General features: G+C 41.4%; 16 protein-coding genes. 12 read left to right on the top strand and 4 right to left on the bottom strand.

All coding sequences use genetic code 11. The features are described from left to right. Positions 1–59: 59 nt before the first annotated feature. Entirely contained in the window at positions 60–1,175 is a 1,116-nt protein-coding gene (gene recA, locus CVP05_RS02100) for a recombinase RecA (RefSeq protein WP_100287915.1), read from the bottom strand. 150 nt (positions 1,176–1,325) lie between these two features. On the opposite strand from recA, the gene mutS reads away from it, so the two are divergent. Continuing rightward, positions 1,326–3,896, top strand: coding sequence for a DNA mismatch repair protein MutS (gene mutS, locus CVP05_RS02095; RefSeq protein WP_100287914.1), 2,571 nt, complete (start codon positions 1,326–1,328; stop codon positions 3,894–3,896). Positions 3,897–3,966: 70 nt separating this feature from the next. Here mutS and uhpC read toward each other — a convergent pair whose 3' ends face one another. The 3 genes from uhpC to uhpA are packed head-to-tail and all read right to left on the bottom strand — an operon-like array spanning position 3,967 to position 7,332. Next, positions 3,967–5,232, bottom strand: coding sequence for an MFS transporter (gene uhpC, locus CVP05_RS02090; RefSeq protein ID WP_100287913.1), 1,266 nt, complete (start codon positions 5,230–5,232; stop codon positions 3,967–3,969). After that, positions 5,229–6,764, bottom strand: a complete 1,536-nt coding sequence (gene uhpB / locus CVP05_RS02085; protein WP_243389190.1) for a signal transduction histidine-protein kinase/phosphatase UhpB — start codon at positions 6,762–6,764, stop codon at positions 5,229–5,231. Before uhpB ends, uhpC begins: the two co-directional genes overlap by 4 nt. Next, positions 6,724–7,332 (bottom strand): response regulator transcription factor UhpA, encoded by a 609-nt coding sequence (uhpA, locus tag CVP05_RS02080; RefSeq protein WP_341476350.1) that lies wholly within the window; start codon positions 7,330–7,332, stop codon positions 6,724–6,726. Before uhpA ends, uhpB begins: the two co-directional genes overlap by 41 nt. A gap of 286 nt (positions 7,333–7,618) precedes the next feature. Here uhpA and napF point away from each other — a divergent pair, with 286 nt between their 5' ends. The 11 genes from napF to CVP05_RS02025 all read left to right on the top strand — a co-directional run bounded on the left by napF (position 7,619) and on the right by CVP05_RS02025 (position 17,987). Next, positions 7,619–8,173, top strand: coding sequence for a ferredoxin-type protein NapF (gene napF, locus CVP05_RS02075; RefSeq protein ID WP_100287911.1), 555 nt, complete (start codon positions 7,619–7,621; stop codon positions 8,171–8,173). After that, a complete protein-coding gene (locus tag CVP05_RS02070) occupies positions 8,158–8,448 on the top strand; it encodes a chaperone NapD (RefSeq protein ID WP_165773110.1) in 291 nt (96 codons plus the stop codon). Before napF ends, CVP05_RS02070 begins: the two co-directional genes overlap by 16 nt. Before the next feature lie 24 nt (positions 8,449–8,472). Next, on the top strand, positions 8,473–10,953 hold the full coding sequence (gene napA / locus CVP05_RS02065; RefSeq protein WP_100287910.1) for a nitrate reductase catalytic subunit NapA: 2,481 nt from the start codon (positions 8,473–8,475) through the stop codon (positions 10,951–10,953). 39 nt (positions 10,954–10,992) lie between these two features. Continuing rightward, the gene (napG, locus tag CVP05_RS02060) at positions 10,993–11,793 is read left to right on the top strand and encodes a ferredoxin-type protein NapG (protein ID WP_100288163.1); all 801 of its coding nucleotides are present in this window, start codon (positions 10,993–10,995) and stop codon (positions 11,791–11,793) included. Further along, on the top strand, positions 11,793–12,647 hold the full coding sequence (gene napH / locus CVP05_RS02055; protein ID WP_100287909.1) for a quinol dehydrogenase ferredoxin subunit NapH: 855 nt from the start codon (positions 11,793–11,795) through the stop codon (positions 12,645–12,647). Before napG ends, napH begins: the two co-directional genes overlap by 1 nt. Positions 12,648–12,671: 24 nt before the next feature. Further along, positions 12,672–13,112 carry a nitrate reductase cytochrome c-type subunit gene (locus CVP05_RS02050; protein ID WP_100287908.1) on the top strand — a complete coding sequence of 147 codons (441 nt, stop codon included), beginning with the start codon at positions 12,672–12,674 and terminating at the stop codon, positions 13,110–13,112. A 21-nt stretch (positions 13,113–13,133) separates the two neighbouring features. Continuing rightward, the gene (locus CVP05_RS02045) at positions 13,134–13,733 is read left to right on the top strand and encodes a NapC/NirT family cytochrome c (RefSeq protein ID WP_100288162.1); all 600 of its coding nucleotides are present in this window, start codon (positions 13,134–13,136) and stop codon (positions 13,731–13,733) included. A gap of 191 nt (positions 13,734–13,924) precedes the next feature. Beyond that, a complete protein-coding gene (locus CVP05_RS02040; protein ID WP_100287907.1) occupies positions 13,925–15,655 on the top strand; it encodes an alkaline phosphatase in 1,731 nt (576 codons plus the stop codon). Then, a complete protein-coding gene (locus CVP05_RS02035; protein WP_100287906.1) occupies positions 15,656–16,114 on the top strand; it encodes a hypothetical protein in 459 nt (152 codons plus the stop codon). Positions 16,115–16,121: 7 nt separating this feature from the next. Beyond that, a complete protein-coding gene (locus CVP05_RS02030; protein ID WP_207761339.1) occupies positions 16,122–16,793 on the top strand; it encodes an ABC transporter ATP-binding protein in 672 nt (223 codons plus the stop codon). Then, positions 16,794–17,987 (top strand): ABC transporter permease, encoded by a 1,194-nt coding sequence (locus tag CVP05_RS02025; protein WP_100287904.1) that lies wholly within the window; start codon positions 16,794–16,796, stop codon positions 17,985–17,987. It begins immediately after the preceding gene. Positions 17,988–18,086 lie beyond the last annotated feature (99 nt).

Genomic DNA, 18,086 nt, shown 5'->3' with positions numbered 1-18,086 from the left:
TGCGATTTATTGAAGTGGATATTCTCCCCTTCTAACGAGTCGGGGAGAATATGTTATGTTTAGAAGTCTAAATCTGACTCATCAACGTCATTGATAGCGTTCTCATCAGTTATATCCGCATTATGGGCTAATGCTTCGGGATTCGCTAATAATTCTGCGCGTAATTTGGCTTCTAATTCATCGGCCTGTTCAGGGTTTTCAGTGAGCCATTTTAGTGCATTGGCTTTACCCTGCCCGATTTTACTGCCGTTATATGCATACCAAGCACCGGATTTTTCAACCAATTTTTGTTTAACACCAAGTTCCAGTAATTCTCCGTTTTTAGAGATACCCTCACCATATAAAATATCAAAATCAACTTGGCGGAACGGGGCCGCGAGTTTATTTTTCACTACTTTTACGCGTGTTTCATTACCAATGACTTGATCGCCTTCTTTGACTGAACCTGTGCGACGGATATCAAGACGAACGGAAGCATAGAATTTTAATGCGTTCCCCCCTGTAGTGGTTTCAGGGTTGCCAAACATCATGCCAATTTTCATACGAATTTGGTTAATAAATACGACTAGGCAGTTGGCTGATTTAATATTTCCGGTTAATTTACGTAGCGCCTGTGACATTAAGCGAGCTTGTAGACCCATATGAGAATCCCCCATTTCGCCTTCAATCTCTGCTTTTGGTGTTAAGGCAGCCACAGAGTCTACAATAATCACATCTACAGCCCCTGAGCGCACTAATGCATCACAAATTTCAAGAGCTTGTTCTCCATGATCGGGTTGAGAAATTAATAATTCTTTAGTTTGTACACCGAGCTTAGTGGCATAAATTGGATCAAGAGCATGTTCAGCATCAATAAATGCACACGTTTTACCCGCTTTTTGTGCTTGTGCAATTAATTCTAAAGTCAGGGTCGTTTTACCTGAGGATTCCGGCCCATAAATCTCTACGATACGCCCCATTGGTAAGCCACCGATTCCTAAGGCGATATCTAAGCTTAAAGAACCGGTAGAAATTGATTCGACATCAAGAGTTTGAGTGTCGCCTAATTTCATAATGGATCCTTTACCAAATTGTTTTTCAATTTGGCCTAAGGCGGCTGCGAGTGCTTTTTCTTTTTCTTCTGGTGTGCCGACTTTTACTGTTTTTGTGCTGCTAGCACTGTTGTTTTTAGCCATATGGACCTCAAAATATCTTAACTCTGTGGTTTATATTGGGAGGTATTATACTGTATGTGAATACAGTATCAAGCGAATTTTTATTTTTTCACAAAATTTTTTGTTAGAATAAGTCAAAATTGTGATTTTCATTCCAAAAAGATATTTTTTATGAGCCAAAATGCACACCACACCCCAATGATGCAACAGTACTTACAACTTAAAGCAGAAAACCCAGATATTTTGCTGTTTTATCGCATGGGGGATTTTTATGAACTATTTTACGATGACGCCAAAAAAGCCGCAGCATTGCTAGACATTTCGTTGACTAAACGTGGTCAATCTGCTGGACAGCCTATACCAATGGCGGGTGTGCCTTATCATGCCGTTGAAGGATATTTAGCGAAATTAGTTCAGTTAGGCGAATCGGTTGCGATTTGTGAACAAGTCGGGGATCCGGCACTGTCAAAAGGGCCTGTGGAACGAAAAGTGGTGCGTATTGTGACACCTGGTACTGTGAGTGATGAGGCCTTGCTGCCTGAGCGACAAGATAATTTGATTGCGGCGGTATATCAGGAAAACTCACGTTTTGGCCTCGCAACATTAGATATGACCTCTGGGCGTTTTCAGCTGAGTGAGCAAGAAAGTGCGGTGAGTTTGCAAGCAGAATTACAGCGCATTGCGCCGGTGGAAATTCTGTATTGTGAAGATGTTGAGGATATGGCATTACTCAGTAATTATAAGGGATTGCGTCGTCGTCCGATTTGGGAATTTGAATTAGGGACGTCAATACAATTATTAAATCAGCAATTTGGCACCAAAGATTTACGTGGCTTTGGGGTCGAAAAAGCGATTCTTGGGCTTTGTGCGGCGGGCTGTTTATTACATTATGCCAAAGAAACTCAGCGCACATCTCTGCCACATATTCAAAGCATTAGTTTATTGCAAAATAGCGATAATATTTTGTTAGATGCGGCCACACGACGTAACTTGGAATTAACACAGAATTTGGCTGGTGGTACGGAACATACACTCGCTTCGGTGTTAGATCATTGTATTACTCCAATGGGGAGCCGTTTGTTAAAACGTTGGATTCACCAACCGATCCGCCAAGTCGAAAAATTACAAATGCGTCAACAAGTTATTCAAGCTTTGTTAGATTTAGATCTCGTTATGGCGCTACAACCGTTATTGCGCCAAGTTGGGGATATTGAGCGGATTTTGGCACGTGTAGCCTTGCGTTCAGCACGCCCGCGTGATCTCACACGTTTACGCACAGCATTGGAGCAACTCCCTTTTATTGTACCAATTTTAAAAAATTCGCCGAAATTAACCGCACTTTCCGCACAAATTGAGGAATTTCCAGCATTATTAGATTTGCTACAACGCGCAATTATTGATTCTCCCCCATTATTAATTCGTGACGGCGGAGTGATTGCGCCAGGTTATCACGCTGAACTTGATGAGTGGCGAGAACTATCGGAAGGGGCAACACGTTATTTAGAAGAACTGGAGATACGCGAACGTGAGGCGACGGGGATTGATACCTTAAAAGTCGGCTTTAATGCAGTACACGGTTATTATATCCAAATTAGTCAAGGCCAAGCCCATAAAGCGCCCATCCATTATGTACGCCGTCAAACGTTAAAAAATGCTGAACGTTATATTATTCCTGAACTAAAAACGTATGAAGATAAGGTATTAAAGGCGAAAGGCGCGAGCCTGGCTTTAGAAAAACAGCTGTATGAGGAAATTTTTGACCAAATCCTACCGCACTTAGGCCCATTACAGCGTACAGGCATGGCATTAGCTGAGCTGGACGTGTTAACGAACTTAGCAGAGCGTGCGGATACGTTGAATTATGTTATGCCAACTTTTAGTCATGAAGTGAAAATTGATATTCAAAATGGTCGTCATCCGGTTGTAGAACAAGTATTGAAAGATCCGTTTATCGCAAATCCTGTTCAATTGCATGATCAGCGCCATTTACTGATTATTACTGGCCCGAATATGGGCGGAAAAAGCACTTATATGCGACAAACCGCCTTGATTACACTCATGGCATATATTGGCAGTTTTGTACCCGCAGAAAGTGCGGTAATTGGTTCTATTGATCGCATATTTACCCGAATAGGGGCATCTGATGATTTAGCTTCAGGGCGCTCTACTTTTATGGTAGAAATGACGGAAATGGCCAATATTTTACATCAAGCAACAGCACAAAGTTTGGTGTTAATTGATGAAATTGGACGTGGAACCTCAACTTATGATGGCTTGTCTTTAGCGTGGGCTTGTGCAGAATGGTTAGGAAAAAAAGTGCGTTCATTAACACTGTTTGCGACACATTATTTTGAACTGACAGTCTTGCCAGAACAATTAGCTGGCAGCGCAAATGTGCATTTAGATGCTTTAGAACATAACGAAACAATTGCGTTTATGCATGCCGTACAAGAAGGGGCGGCTAGCAAAAGTTACGGGTTAGCGGTGGCCAGTTTGGCGGGCGTTCCGCAGGCAGTCATTAAATTAGCCAAACAAAAATTGCATCAACTGGAGCAAGTTTCTAACCAAAATGTGCTTGTACAAGATCGACAACAATCTCTTCAAAATCAAGCAGAATTACCGCTGATGGAAGACGATAGCCATAAAAATGTCATATGGGATATGTTAGAAAATTTAGATCCTGATGAACTCAGCCCAAAACAAGCTTTAGCTTATTTGTACCAGTTAAAGAAGATGGTATAAGCGATGAATGTGCGGTGTAATGGGTCATAGAAAGCTAAAAATAATCTATTTCTGACCGCACTTTTTGCGTTTAATTTTGGACTCTTAGGAAAGGCAGGAGTAACAATCCAATCGCAGAAGCTGCGCAGGCGATCACAACAAAAAAGCCGTCCCAATGGAAATACTGCATCACAATTGCAAGGGGATAGCCTGCTAGGGCTGCACCTAGATAGGCGAATAAGCCGACAAAGCCTGTGGCTGTACCTGCCGCTTTTTTGTGGGCGCATTCAGCGGCGGCCATGCCGATTAGCATTTGTGGGCCAAAGACGAAAAAGCCAATGGCAAAAAAGAGACAGCTTAGTAATAATTTTTGCTCTTCCGGCATGAGCCAAAGTGCGGTGATAGAGAAGAAAATACCAATAGCGAATAATAGTGCCATTGGCCCTCGATTACTGGAAAAAAGTTTATCCGATCCCCAACCTGCGACAAGTGAGCCCACAAAACCCCCTATTTCAAATAAAGATAAAGCGGTATTGGCTTCAACGAGGTTATAGTGATAGTTTTCAGTGAGATAAATATTTCCCCAATCGTTGATGGCAGTACGTACGATATAAACCAAAGTGTAGCTACAGGCGAGTAGCCAAATATATTTATTTAAAAAGACATAATCTCGTAAGATTTCACGCCAACTCCGATCTTTTCCTTCGTTTTCTTGCGCTAATTCAAGGGGATCTTGACGCCATTGTCCAACGCTGGGTAATCCCATGCTTTCAGGCGTACTACGTAGGCGCCATAATAAAAATAAACCAATGAGTAGCGCGATAATACCGGCGATGCTTAAGCCATGCCGCCAGCTGTAGTGTAAGGTAAGGTAGCCGACGATAAGAGGAATTAGTGCGCCACCTACATTATGCGCAGTGTTCCAAATTGCCCACCAATGTCCACGTTCGGTGCGGGAATACCATGTTGTTAATAGTTTTGAACATGGCGGCCAACCCCAACCTTGAAACCAAGCATTGATGACCCACAACGAAGTAAAAACGAAAATAGAGCTGGATAAACCGAAAAGAATATTGGTTATGCCTGTCATCATTAAACCAATCGCCATAAAATAGCGTGGATTGGTGCGATCTGAGTACATGCCTGATATAAATTTTGAAATACCATAAGTTAAGTAAAACAACGTGGCCATTAAGCCGATATCTTGTTTGCTGATCCCTAAATCAGAAATTAAGGCAGGGACGGCATAATTCACACTTTTTCGTGTGAGGTAAAAGCCAGCGTAACCGATATACATGGCGATCATTAAATGTATTCGCCAATATTGATATTGTTGATTTTGTGTGCTGATATTCATCTTAGAGGTAACCGAATTGTTATTATCGTGCCTTGCCCGAGTTCGGCGTGGAGCTGGAAATCCCCACCAAGCAATTTTACACGTTCACGCATTCCTTTTATGCCAAAACCATTGAAGTAATGGGTTGGGTCCATGCCGATACCGTTGTCTTCAATGCTGAGAAAAATGCTATTTGTGACAGATAATGAAAGCTTTATATGACTTGCTTGAGCATGTTTAATAATATTATTTAAACTCTCTTGGCATAGACGATATAAAGTCATTTCAGTGACGTGATCGAGTATGACGTCCTGAGGGTTGTGCCAAGCAAAATCGGTTTGGATATGTTGTTTTTCAAAACCGAGCGTGAGGAAGAGATCTTGAATAGATTGCTGTAAACCTAAATCGTCAAGGGATTTTGGACGTAGGCGATTTAATAAGCTTTTTGTGGTGTCATACACATTGAGAGAAAGTGCTTCAATTAAATCGGCGACTTTTGTGGTGGCCTCACTTTGTTTAAGGCGCTTGAGAATATTGGCTTGAGTGCGAATGGCCGTAATATTTTGGCCGATTTCATCATGTAATTCACGTGCGATTTCTTTACGAATAGTTTCTTCGGTATCAATTAATTGTGTGGTGAGCCACTTATTTTTACTTAATTCTATGGAAATACTGTGGTTGAGATCGCGTTGATATTGAATGGCTAGACCTAAAAAAATGCCTGTCACAGTTTGGGCAGACAAAGAGAGTAGTAAATCGGTCATTTCGACATTGGAAAAACCATGACTGGTTGCAATCAGGGCGATACTATTCAATAAAGTACCTAATAATGCGCCCTGCCAACCGTAATGAAATGCTAATAAAATAATAGGAATAGCAAGACAAAAAATGGCAAAGCGCATAAATTCGGAAGGTAGGGTGGTTTGAATATAAATATTCAGTATAAAAAGAAAGAGATAAATAAAAATATGCCGTGTGCGTAGGGAAATCGGTTTATGAATTAAATCTGCGGTTAATGGAATCCAACGATGCTTAAATAGGTATTCATAGATTAAATAACAGGCGGGTACGACAAGTAAGCCGCCGGTTAAACTCACTAAAAAAGTATAGCCAAAGTGATTTGTTGGCGCTAATAAGCTCGCATTCAGTAGACTAATGATAAAAATAAAGCCACCTTGTAAGCTAAGCTTTTGCCATTGTGTGCCTGTGTAATAGGGAAAGGCTTTAAAGCATACAAGATAAGAAAGTAGACTGAGGACATAGAGCCATTGAACAGATAAGTTAGGATAAGTGTGCCACAATAAACCAATAAGTAACCATTCACAAACATACGGAATGGCCCAAAATCGACGTGGTATATGTAGCACGATCCCTAAACGTAACGAACAGGGAAGAAAAAACAATGCTAATATGGGATCGTTAAGTAAATAATCACTAATGATCCATAGGCAGAAATTGCCACAAAAAATGCCGAATATACTGTAAAGTGCGGTCAAAAAAATCGCACTTTTTTTATTGAGCGTGCGCATGGAAAAAATTGACAAGTTCAACATTATTCTTCACATTCAGTTTTCCCATCGCGTTTGCGCGGTGGACATGCACGGTTTTGAAACTCAGTCCTAAGCGCTCAGCAATTTCTTTTGTTTCTAAACCAGAGACTAATAATTCACACACTTCCAGTTCTCGTTTGGTGAGCTGGGTTGATGGCATATGTGTATTGGGTGTCACTAATTTGATGGCAAGCTCAGGAGGTAAATAACAACCACCGGCATGGACGGTGTGAACGGCTTGGATTAATTCATCAGGGCTACAACGCTTACTTAAATAGCCTTTAGCGCCTAATTCAAACGCTTTACGTATGATTAAATCAGAATCGTTCACGCTTAGCATGATACAAGGAATGCCAGAGGGAATATCATTTAAGAGGGCTAAACCGCTTTCTTCAGGCATAGAAATATCAATAACACAGACATCAACATTTAGTCCGGGCATTTTTTGTCGTGTTTCACGAGCAGAACCAAATTCCGCAATAACCTGTATATCATCTTCAAGATTAAGGAGTTGAGCAAAACCAGAACGGACGATGACGTGATCATCAATGAGTACTACGTTTATTATCATACAGTAATAGCGCCTAATTTATTTTTTAATATTATGACATAATTATCATTAGGCACAATGAGATGAATAGGTAATATTTTCATTTCATCTTAATCATATTTTTGATGATTTTTAAGCCATAAATCTGGTGGCCGTTTATAACGGATTTTGATGAAATAAAAATTGATCTAACTCAATAAATACGTTGTTTTTTCCCGAAATACCCCCTACGAGTTATTATTTAATCTAGGCTTAAACAGGATAATAACGCCAGTTAAGAACAGCATAATAAAGAAAGTGAACCTGCGTGAGTCCTGAACATTCATTGCCTCGAAGACGGTTTTTGCGAGGTGAGTTTTTTACCTCCTTACAATCAAAAACCGTACAGCAACAAGGTTTTCAAGGTATCCGTCCTCCTTGGGCTGTGGATAATCAGCAGTTTATTGAAGATTGCACACGTTGTGGAGCGTGTATCCAAGCATGTGAAACCCGTATTTTAGTCAAAGGGGAGGGAGACTTTCCGGAAGTGCATTTTGACAGGGGAGCCGGAGAGTGTACGTTTTGTCAACGTTGTGTGACGGTTTGTCCACAACCGATTTTTCGTCCATTGACGGAACCCGCGTGGTTTCACCGTGTAGAGGTGAGTGAGGCTTGTTTAACCAAAAAAGGTATCGAATGCCGAAGCTGTGAAGATAGTTGTGAAATGCGGGCAATTCGGTTTAAACCTACATTAGGACAGGTGTCACAAATCAGTTTAAATTTAGAGGATTGCAATGGCTGTGGTGCTTGCCTAAAAAGCTGTCCGACATTTGCGATTAAAATTATTTATCCAGATCTAGTAGAACAATGCAAGAAAATATAAACGATATGAATGAATCACCAAATTGGCATGTTTGTGGTTTAGTGGTTCAGTGTAATCCTGAAAAAATTCAGGCCGTAAAGACCGCACTTTTAGCCATAACCCATACTGAAATCCCTGCGGTCGATGAAAAAATGGGCAAAATAGTTGCTGTTATGCAGTCTCATGATGAGCATATCTTACTTGATAATATGGAATCAGCTAAAAATATTGATGGCGTGATTGTTGTCTCGTTGGTTTATCACCAACAAGATGTGCAAAACGCTATGAACGATTAATCAAAATATAGTGGGGGAAACGCTATGAATTTAAGTCGTCGTGACTTTATGAAAGCCAATGCTGCGGCCGCTGCTGCAACAGTGGCGGGATTGACCATTCCTGTCAAAATGGTTGAGGCCGCAGATAATGATATTAAATGGGACAAAGCGGTTTGTCGTTTCTGTGGAACAGGTTGTGCGGTCTTAGTTGGTACTAAAGATGGACGTGTTGTGGCATCTCAAGGCGATCCAGATGCAGAAGTGAATCGTGGTTTAAACTGTATTAAAGGCTATTTCTTGCCAAAAATCATGTATGGTAAAGACCGTTTAACTGCGCCGATGTTACGTATGAAAAATGGTAAATACGACAAAGAGGGTGAGTTTACGCCTGTTTCATGGGACGTAGCCTTTACCACTATGGCGGAAAAATTCAAAGATGCTATCAAAAAACACGGTCCAAATGGTGTGGGCATGTTCTCATCAGGACAGTCTACAATTTTTGAAGGTGTTGCAAAATCAAAATTGTGGAAAGCCGGCTTCCGTTCTAACAATATTGACCCGAATGCACGTCACTGTATGGCCTCTGCTGCGGTTGCATTTATGCGTACTTTTGGTATGGATGAACCAATGGGCTGTTATAATGACATCGAAGAAGCCGAAGCCTTTGTATTATGGGGCTCTAATATGGCGGAAATGCACCCTATTTTATGGTCTCGTATTACCGATCGTCGCTTGTCTAATCCGGATGTTCATGTTGCGGTATTATCAACGTATGAACACCGCTCTTTTGAGTTAGCGGATAACGGCATGATTTTCACGCCACAGACAGATTTAGTCATTTTAAACTACATTGCTAACTATCTCATCGAGAATGATGCAATTAACTGGGATTTCGTGAATAAACACACAAAATTCAAAAAAGGTGATACTGACATTGGCTATGGTTTACGTGACGATAATCCGTTACAAAAAGCTGCTAAAAACCCAAATAGTGGCAAAATGCATGATAGTAGCTTTGAAGAATTAAAAGCATTAGTGTCTGAATATACCTTAGATAAAGCCCATGAGATGTCAGGTGTGCCGAAAGAGCAGCTTGAGGCATTGGCGAAGCTATACGCTGATCCGAACAAAAAAGTTGTTTCTTTCTGGACGATGGGTTTCAACCAACATACTCGTGGCGTATGGGCAAACCATTTAGTTTACAATATCCACTTATTGACAGGAAAAATCTCTCTTCCGGGTTGTGGTCCATTCTCTTTAACTGGACAACCTTCGGCTTGTGGAACTGCACGTGAAGTTGGTACATTTATTCACCGTTTACCGGCAGATTTAGTTGTAACCAATCCACAGCATCGTGAAACCGCTGAAAAATTATGGAAATTACCGGCAGGGATTATTTCTGAAAAATTAGGTTATCACACCGTTGCGCAAGATCGCGCCTTAAAAGATCATAAAATGGCAGTACTTTGGACGATGTGTAATAACAATATTCAAGCTGGACCAAACATTAACCAAGATCGTATGCCGGGCTGGCGTGATCCAGAAAACTTTATTGTTGTCTCAGATCCTTATCCAACAGCGAGTGCATTATCTGCTGACTTGATGTTACCGACATCTATGTGGGTAGAAAAAGAAGGGGCTTATGGTAATGCAGAGCGCCGTACACAATTTTGGCGCCAGCAAGTACAAGGTCCGGGTGAATCTCGCTCAGACTTATGGCAATTAGTAGAATTCTCTAAATATTTCACAACTGATGAAATGTGGCCAGCAGAGATTCTTGCGGCAAACCCTGAATATAAAGGGAAAACTTTATATGAAGTGTTATATCGTAACGGACAAGTAGATAAGTATTCCACTGATGAGCTAAATGGCCGTTTAAATGATGAGTCTTATCATTTTGGTTTCTATCTGCAAAAAGGTTTGTTTGAAGAATATGCTGCCTTTGGTCGTGGGCATGGCCATGACTTAGCGGATTTTGATACTTATCACCAAGCGCGTGGTTTACGTTGGCCAGTGGTGGATAATAAAGAAACATTATGGCGTTATCGTGAAGGGTACGATCCATATGTTAAAGCTGGAGAGGGTGTCAGATTCTATGGTTATCCAGATGGTAAAGCGATTATTTTGGCTGTGCCATATGAGCCACCTGCAGAAAGTCCAGATGAAGAATATGATTTATGGTTATCTACGGGGCGTGTTCTTGAACATTGGCATACAGGCTCGATGACACGTCGAGTACCGGAATTACACCGCTCATTCCCGAATAACTTAGTTTGGATGCACCCAAACGATGCGAAGAAACGTGGTTTACGACATGGAGATAAAATTAAAATTTCCTCACGTCGTGGTGAAATGATTTCTTATTTAGATACACGCGGACGTAACAAAGTGCCAGAGGGCTTAGTGTATACAACGTTCTTCGATGCGGGTCAGTTAGCCAATGTATTGACATTGGACGCAACGGATCCAATTTCAAAAGAGACCGACTTCAAGAAATGTGCGGTTAAAGTTGAAAAAGCAGCATAAAAGTGACCGCACTTTCAGAAAAAGTGCGGTAAGAAAATGATGAAAAAACCGACAATAACACCAGAAAGGCGCAAATTCCTAAAAGAAGCCACTCGAACAGCGGGTGGCTTGGCTGGGCTTGGCTTGTTATTAGGGTTACAGCAAAAACAAAGCCTTGCGCGAGAAGGGGTTGCATTACGTCCGCCTTTTGCGATTGAGGACGAGCAAAAATTTGCAGCCGCATGTATCCGATGTGGGCAATGTGTGCAAGCTTGCCCTTACGATATGTTGCATTTAGCGTCATTATTATCACCAATGGAAGCGGGAACACCTTATTTTATTGCCCGGGATAAACCCTGTGAAATGTGTGAGGATATTCCCTGTGCGAAAGCCTGTCCGAGTGGGGCGCTAGATGCTAATGCTGATGACATTAATCAATCACGTATGGGGTTATCGGTTTTATTGGATCATGAAACTTGTTTAAATTGGCAAGGATTGCGTTGTGATGTTTGTTATCGTGTTTGTCCATTAATTGATAAAGCGATTACCTTAGAATTACATCGAAATGAACGGACCGGAAAACACGCAATGTTTATTCCGACGGTACATTCTAATGCGTGTACAGGTTGCGGTAAATGTGAAGAAGCTTGTGTGCTTGAAGAGGCGGCGATTAAAGTGTTGCCATTGTCTCTAGCAAAAGGCATGTTAGGGCAGCATTATCGTTTAGGGTGGGAAGAGCAGGAAAAAGCAGGGCATAGTCTTGCGCCTAATGACTTGATTTCCTTACCGACAAGACGGCCTGAAACTGTACCTGAGTTTGTTCCTGAAAGCGCACCGCCCTTTCCAACGAAGGTGAAATAATGGCAAATGCTCCAAAATTCGCAGGGCGCGAAGCAAGAGAAAAATTGGGTTGGTGGCATGCAAATCGCTTTTTGTTTTGGCGGCGCCTAACACAGTTAAGTATTTTGGCAATGTTCCTGAGTGGGCCTTGGCTTGGTGTGTGGATTTTAAAAGGCAATTATAGTGGCAGTTTATTGTTCGACATTATTCCATTTAGTGATCCACTAATTACGGCAGAAAGTCTTGCTAGTGGACATATGCCGAGTTGGACAACATTACTTGGCGCGCTAATTATTGTGGCATTTTATGCCACTGTCGGCAGTAAAATATTCTGTGGTTGGGTATGCCCTTTGAATGTTGTCACAGATTGTGCGGCTTGGTTAAGACGTAAACTGGGTATTCGTCAAAGTGCAAAGCTTCCGCGTAATTTGCGCTATGGTATTTTGCTCATGATTTTAGTCGGCAGTGCGGTAAGCGGTATTTTAGTGTGGGAATGGGTAAACCCAGTTTCGGCCTTAGGGCGCGCACTAATTTACGGTTTTGGTGCAACAGCTTGGCTCGTTTTGACGGTTTTTTTATTTGATTTATTGATTGTTGAACATGGTTGGTGTGGACATTTGTGTCCGATTGGTGCGACTTATGGTGTGATCGGTGCGAAAAGCCTGATTCGGGTGAAAGTGATTGATCGCAGTTTATGTGACAATTGTATGGATTGTTATAACGTATGTCCTGAACCACAAGTGTTACGCACACCTCTTCATGGTAAAAAAAATGACAGTTTACTCGTGCTATCGAAAGATTGCATTAGTTGCGGACGTTGTGTAGACGTCTGTGCTGAAAAAGTATTCACGTTTTCCACTAGATTTTCTAAATAATTTAATCATTCGGGGGAATCAAAGATGATTAAAAAAACAATTTTAATTTTGACCGCACTTTTCGCGGGAAGTGTATTAGCAAATACGAATACAGCGGTACACCCTGTTGGCAATAGCTTAGAAGAGGGGGTTGAATATGTTGAACCTGCATTTACGATGCCAAAAAAAGAAGGTGAGTTGCCAGCATTAAATTATGTGAATCAACCACCTATGGTGCCACATGCGACAGCAAATTATCAAATTACAAAAAATGTTAATCAATGTATGAACTGTCATAGCGTTGAGGGTTCACGTGTTACTGGTGCGACACGTATTAGCCCAACTCACTTTGTGAGCCGTGATGGTAAAGTCAGTTCTGATGTGTCACCACGTCGTCAGTTCTGTTTACATTGCCACGTTTCGCAAGCCGATGTCGATCCTATCGTGCCAAATGAATTTAAACCGATGCCCGGTTATGGTCAATAATGTGGGGGAACTATGTTTAAGCTGATTAAGAAATTTTGGCGCTGGTTTAGAACGCCAAGTCGTATTGCAGTGGGAACTTTGTTAACCCTTGCGTTTATTGCCGGTATCGTGTTTTGGGGCGGCTTTAATACGGCGTTAGAATATACCAACACAGAAGAATTTTGTTCTGACTGTCATATGAATGATGTTGTGCCAGAATATCGTATGTCGGTGCATTATAACAACCGTAGTGGTGTGAAAGCAGATTGTGCCGACTGTCATTTACCTCATGATTTTGTGGGCAAATGGACACGTAAAATTGTCGCAAGCCGAGAGGTTTATGCGCATATTATGGGACATGTGGATACGAAAGAAAAATTTGAAGCCGCACGCTTGGAGATGGCGCAGCGCGAATGGGCGCGTATGAAAGCCAATGATTCTGCCGAGTGTCGTTATTGTCACAACTTCAATGATATGGACTATACACAACAAAAAACCGTTGCAGAAAAAATGCACCGTTTAGCGCAGGAAGAAGGCAAAACCTGTATTGATTGCCATAAAGGAATTGCCCACCAATTGCCAAATATGCATGGGGTAAAATCAGGCTTTACACAAAGTGAAAGTAAAGACGAGAAAAAATAAACTCGCTCTTTATCTTCCTATCTTTCTTTAATTGGGCGTATATTTTTACGCCCAATTGTGCTTAATATCACGCCTAACTTTGTTTCTTTTTCAGTTCATCACCTTAATTTCCATTGTCATCGTTTTCTGTCATCAAATTGTCATATTGATTTTATATATTACACTCGAAATCTGACAATAGGAGAAAGAAAATGAAGATGCGTTCTTTAGCATTATCACTAATGGCTATTTTGCCATTTGGTGTCACTGCTCAAACTATTTATCCTATCGATCGTGCAACGATGATGGTAGGTGGCTTATTTGACTTTAAGGTGGAATTTGATGAAGTTGTCGACCAAAATCAAGCGAAAGTATTGATTAACGGTAAGCCATATCAAGAGGTGTTAAAAGAAGGGAATGTGGAGTTTGTTGCCAATGAAGATGGTAAAGCGCATTCTGCACTTTGGGTTCGAAATACTTATTTAGATAACGCTGGAGAATTTAAAGTCGAAACGGAAGCGAATGGAAAAAAAGCGGAAGTGACGTGGCAAGTTTATGCCACACCTGATGTGCGTAAAGCCAAAAATGTGATTTTATTTATCGGTGATGGTTTATCTGTTGCACACCGTACAGGGGCGCGTATCCTATCAAAAGGGATTGCTGAGGGTAAGGCACATGGCAAACTAGCGATGGATTCATTGGAACATATGGGATTAATTGGTACTTCGAGTACAGATTCTATCGCAACAGATAGTGCAAATACCGCGAGCGCCTATATGACCGGTCACAAATCTGCAGTGAATGCTTTAGGGGTTTATGCAAGTCGCTCTGAAGACAATTTTAACCACCCGAAACAAGAAACCTTAGGTGAACTATTAAAACGTCGTACCAAGATGTCTATCGGTATTGTATCTGATTCTGAATTGCAAGATGCTACACCAGCAGCGGTCGTTGCCCATACTCGTCGCCGTTCAGAAAAAGCCGCTATCACCGAGATGTTATTTAATGTGAAACCTGATGTGATTTTAGGTGGCGGTTCCGCTTATTTTTTACCAAAAAGCACGCCGGGTTCAAAACGTAAAGACGATAAAAACTTTATTGAAATGTTCCAAAACGACGGCTATGAATTCGTGACTAATGGGACTGAACTCAATGGTATAGACAGTAAAAATACCAAGAAATTATTAGGTTTATTCCATACCGGAAATTTAAACACCGTATTAGATCGTCGTTTTTTAGCGAATGATGTGGCTAAAAAATTCCCGGATCAGCCGGATTTAACCGAAATGACCAAAATTGCGCTCGACGTGTTATCTCAAAACCCAGATGGTTTCTTCTTAATGGTGGAGTCTGCACATATAGACAAATCTTCACACCCATTAGATTGGGAACGTGCAATGGCAAGTACGATTATGTTAGACCAGTCAATCGAAGTCGCCCAAGAATTTGCGAAAAATAACCCAGACACCCTAATTATCGTCACAGGCGATCATACTCATGGTATTGCCATTATTGGTACGGTTGATGACGAAAAAGAGGGGGATATGCGAGAGAAAGTGGGAACCTATCAAAATGCAGGCTGGCCAAACTATACGGACGAAAATAACGATGGTTATCCAGATAAATGGGACGTGAGTAAACGCTTAGCCGTCTTCTTTAGTTCATTCCCTGATTATTATGAAACTTTCCGTCCAAAACTCGATGGGCAATTTGTGCCAGCGGTGAAAAATGAGCAAGGACATTATGTTGCGAACGAGACTTACAAATCTGTGGACGGCGCGGTATTCCGTGAAGGAAATATCCCTCGCTCTGGCGACACGGGTGTACATACTGTTGATGATATGATTATCCAAGCTTCAGGACCTGGTGCGGAAAATGTGCGTGGATATATGGAAAACTCCGATGTATTTAAAGTGATTGTTGATGCACTTGCGGTGAAATAAATGCAAAAAAGAAAATCAGTAAGAGCGGGAGTGATCCCGCTTTTTTTAAGTATATTCTTGTTTTTGGGGCTAAACACTCACAGCATGGCGAACAATACGTTAAATTTTGATCAGCTTTATGGTCAATTTTCCGTGACTGGCTTAGAGTTTAGTGACAAAGTGAAAGAACTTGAGGGAAAAAAAGTCACCATTCGAGGTTTCATGGCTCCGCCATTAAAACCGGATGCAAACTTTTTTGTGCTAACCAAAACCCCTATGGCCTTATGCCCATTTTGCGACTCTGATTCTGACTGGCCAGAAGATATTTTAGTGGTGTATCTCAAAAAACGGCAAAATTTTGTACAATTTAACGCCATTATTGAAGTAGAGGGCCGTTTAGAAAAGGGCAGTTGGACAGATCCTGATACGGGATTTGTCAGCTTATTACGGCTACGTGATGCGGTTTTTCGTGAATTATAGGATTGTTATGCAATTACATATTCAACAACTCAATATTACTGTCCCCAATCAGGAAAAGCCGTTACTTTCCATACCTGATTTCCAGCTGAACTCGGGAGAGCATTTAGCCATCTTAGGGCCGTCCGGATCGGGCAAAACGACCTTGCTTAATGCTATAACTGGACTTATTCCAGTCTCACCCAATCAAGTATTATGGGACAATACGGATATTCACCAACTTTCGGCTAGCCAATGTGATAACTGGCGTTTTGCGCATATTGGATTGATTATGCAAAACTTTCATTTAACAACAGGGCTCACCGCGCTAGAAAATGTATTGCTACCTTATAGTTTTCGTCACTGGACAATACCCACCGCAGTAAAACAGCGAGCTTATGCCCTATTAGAGAAAATGGATTTTCTTGCCCCTGATCGCCTTGTAGAAAGTTTATCACGTGGTGAGATGCAACGCGTGGCGATTGCACGAGCGCTTTTATCAAAACCGAAAGTGATTATAGCCGATGAACCGACCGCGAGTTTAGATCAAAAAAATGGGCAAATTATTACCGCACTTTTAAAGGACTTAGCAACGCAAGAAAAATGTAGCTTATTAGTTGCTACCCATGACTTACGCCTTGCAGATAGCCTCGCATTACGTATTTACTTACAAGATGGACAAATTCAGTATAAGGACGATTAAATGTTACGCCTAAAATTATTATGCCTGAATATACGTAAGCACCCGCTTGGTAGCCTAATGATTGTGTTGCTGATCGCTTTTTCAGTGGCGCTGAGTATGACGGTTAATTTACAGGAGCGCGCTTTTCGTGAAGGAAGCACGAAAGCAGCGGAGCGGTTTGATCTCGTTATTGGTGGTTTAGGTAGCGAAACACAACTAGTATTATCCACAGTATATTTACAGCCAGCAATGTTGCCACTTATTCCTACTCAACATTTAACCGAATTAGAGAAAAATCCACAGGTACAATGGGCTGCGCCGTTAGCCTTTGGTGATTTCTATCAAGGCATGCCACTGGTGGGGACTAATAAAGCCTTTATTGCGCACAACTATACCTTGCAGCAAGGGCGTAATTTCGAACAGCATTATGAAGCCGTAGTGGGTAAGAAAACCGGCTTGAATATTGGAGATGTTTTTTCTCCTGTGCATGGACAAATCGGAGAGAGTGGGGCGCATGCGCATGAGGCTGTGGAATATCGAGTGGTTGGCGTGTTACCCGAAGAACAAAGTATTTGGGATAGTGCCATATTAGTGCCAATAGAAAGTATTTGGGATATTCATGCACATCATGATCATGAGGACACACACGCACACGAAGATGCGCATGAACATGCTGATTTAGGGGTTTCTGCGATTATTGTTAAGCCCAAAACCTTTTCGGCCGCTTATAATTTACGTGCGCAATATCGTAATGAACATACTCAAGCCTTATTTCCTGCGGAAGTACTCGTTAAAATCTATAGTATTTTAGGAGACAGCAAAACCGTATTGACTTGGATTGCCAGTATTACTCAAATTTTGGTAGCGACTGCCTTAATGATGGTGATTGTCCTTTATTTTCGTCAGCAACAACGCCAAATCGCGGCTTGGCGTATATTTGGCGCGCCTCGCCATAAAATTTTATTATTCGCATGGTTAAGCTTGCTTTTATTAGTTGTGATCGCGATGGTGTTAGGAACTATGCTGGGTTATATGGTTGCTCAAGTGATTGCAAATGCACTGAGTGCAAAAAGTGGTTTTGCAATGCCAGTTTATTTACAAGGGGAGGATGCTTACCACTTATTCCTTTTATTTATCATTGCGATGTGTATCGCATTGATCCCATCGTTTATATTATATCGACAATCGCCAACACAGATCCTCAATAAAGATTGATTGATGTCGACTTTAAACATCGCTCTTATTTTTTATAAATAAGAGCGAAATAGGTGACATTTTCATTCAAATACGGGTTTACATTGCCTAAAAATGCCA

Origin of the sequence: Conservatibacter flavescens (assembly GCF_002795425.1) — a bacterium.
GTDB classification, from domain to species: Bacteria; Pseudomonadota; Gammaproteobacteria; order Enterobacterales; family Pasteurellaceae; genus Conservatibacter; species Conservatibacter flavescens.
This window is presented reverse-complemented; position numbering and strand designations above follow the sequence as displayed.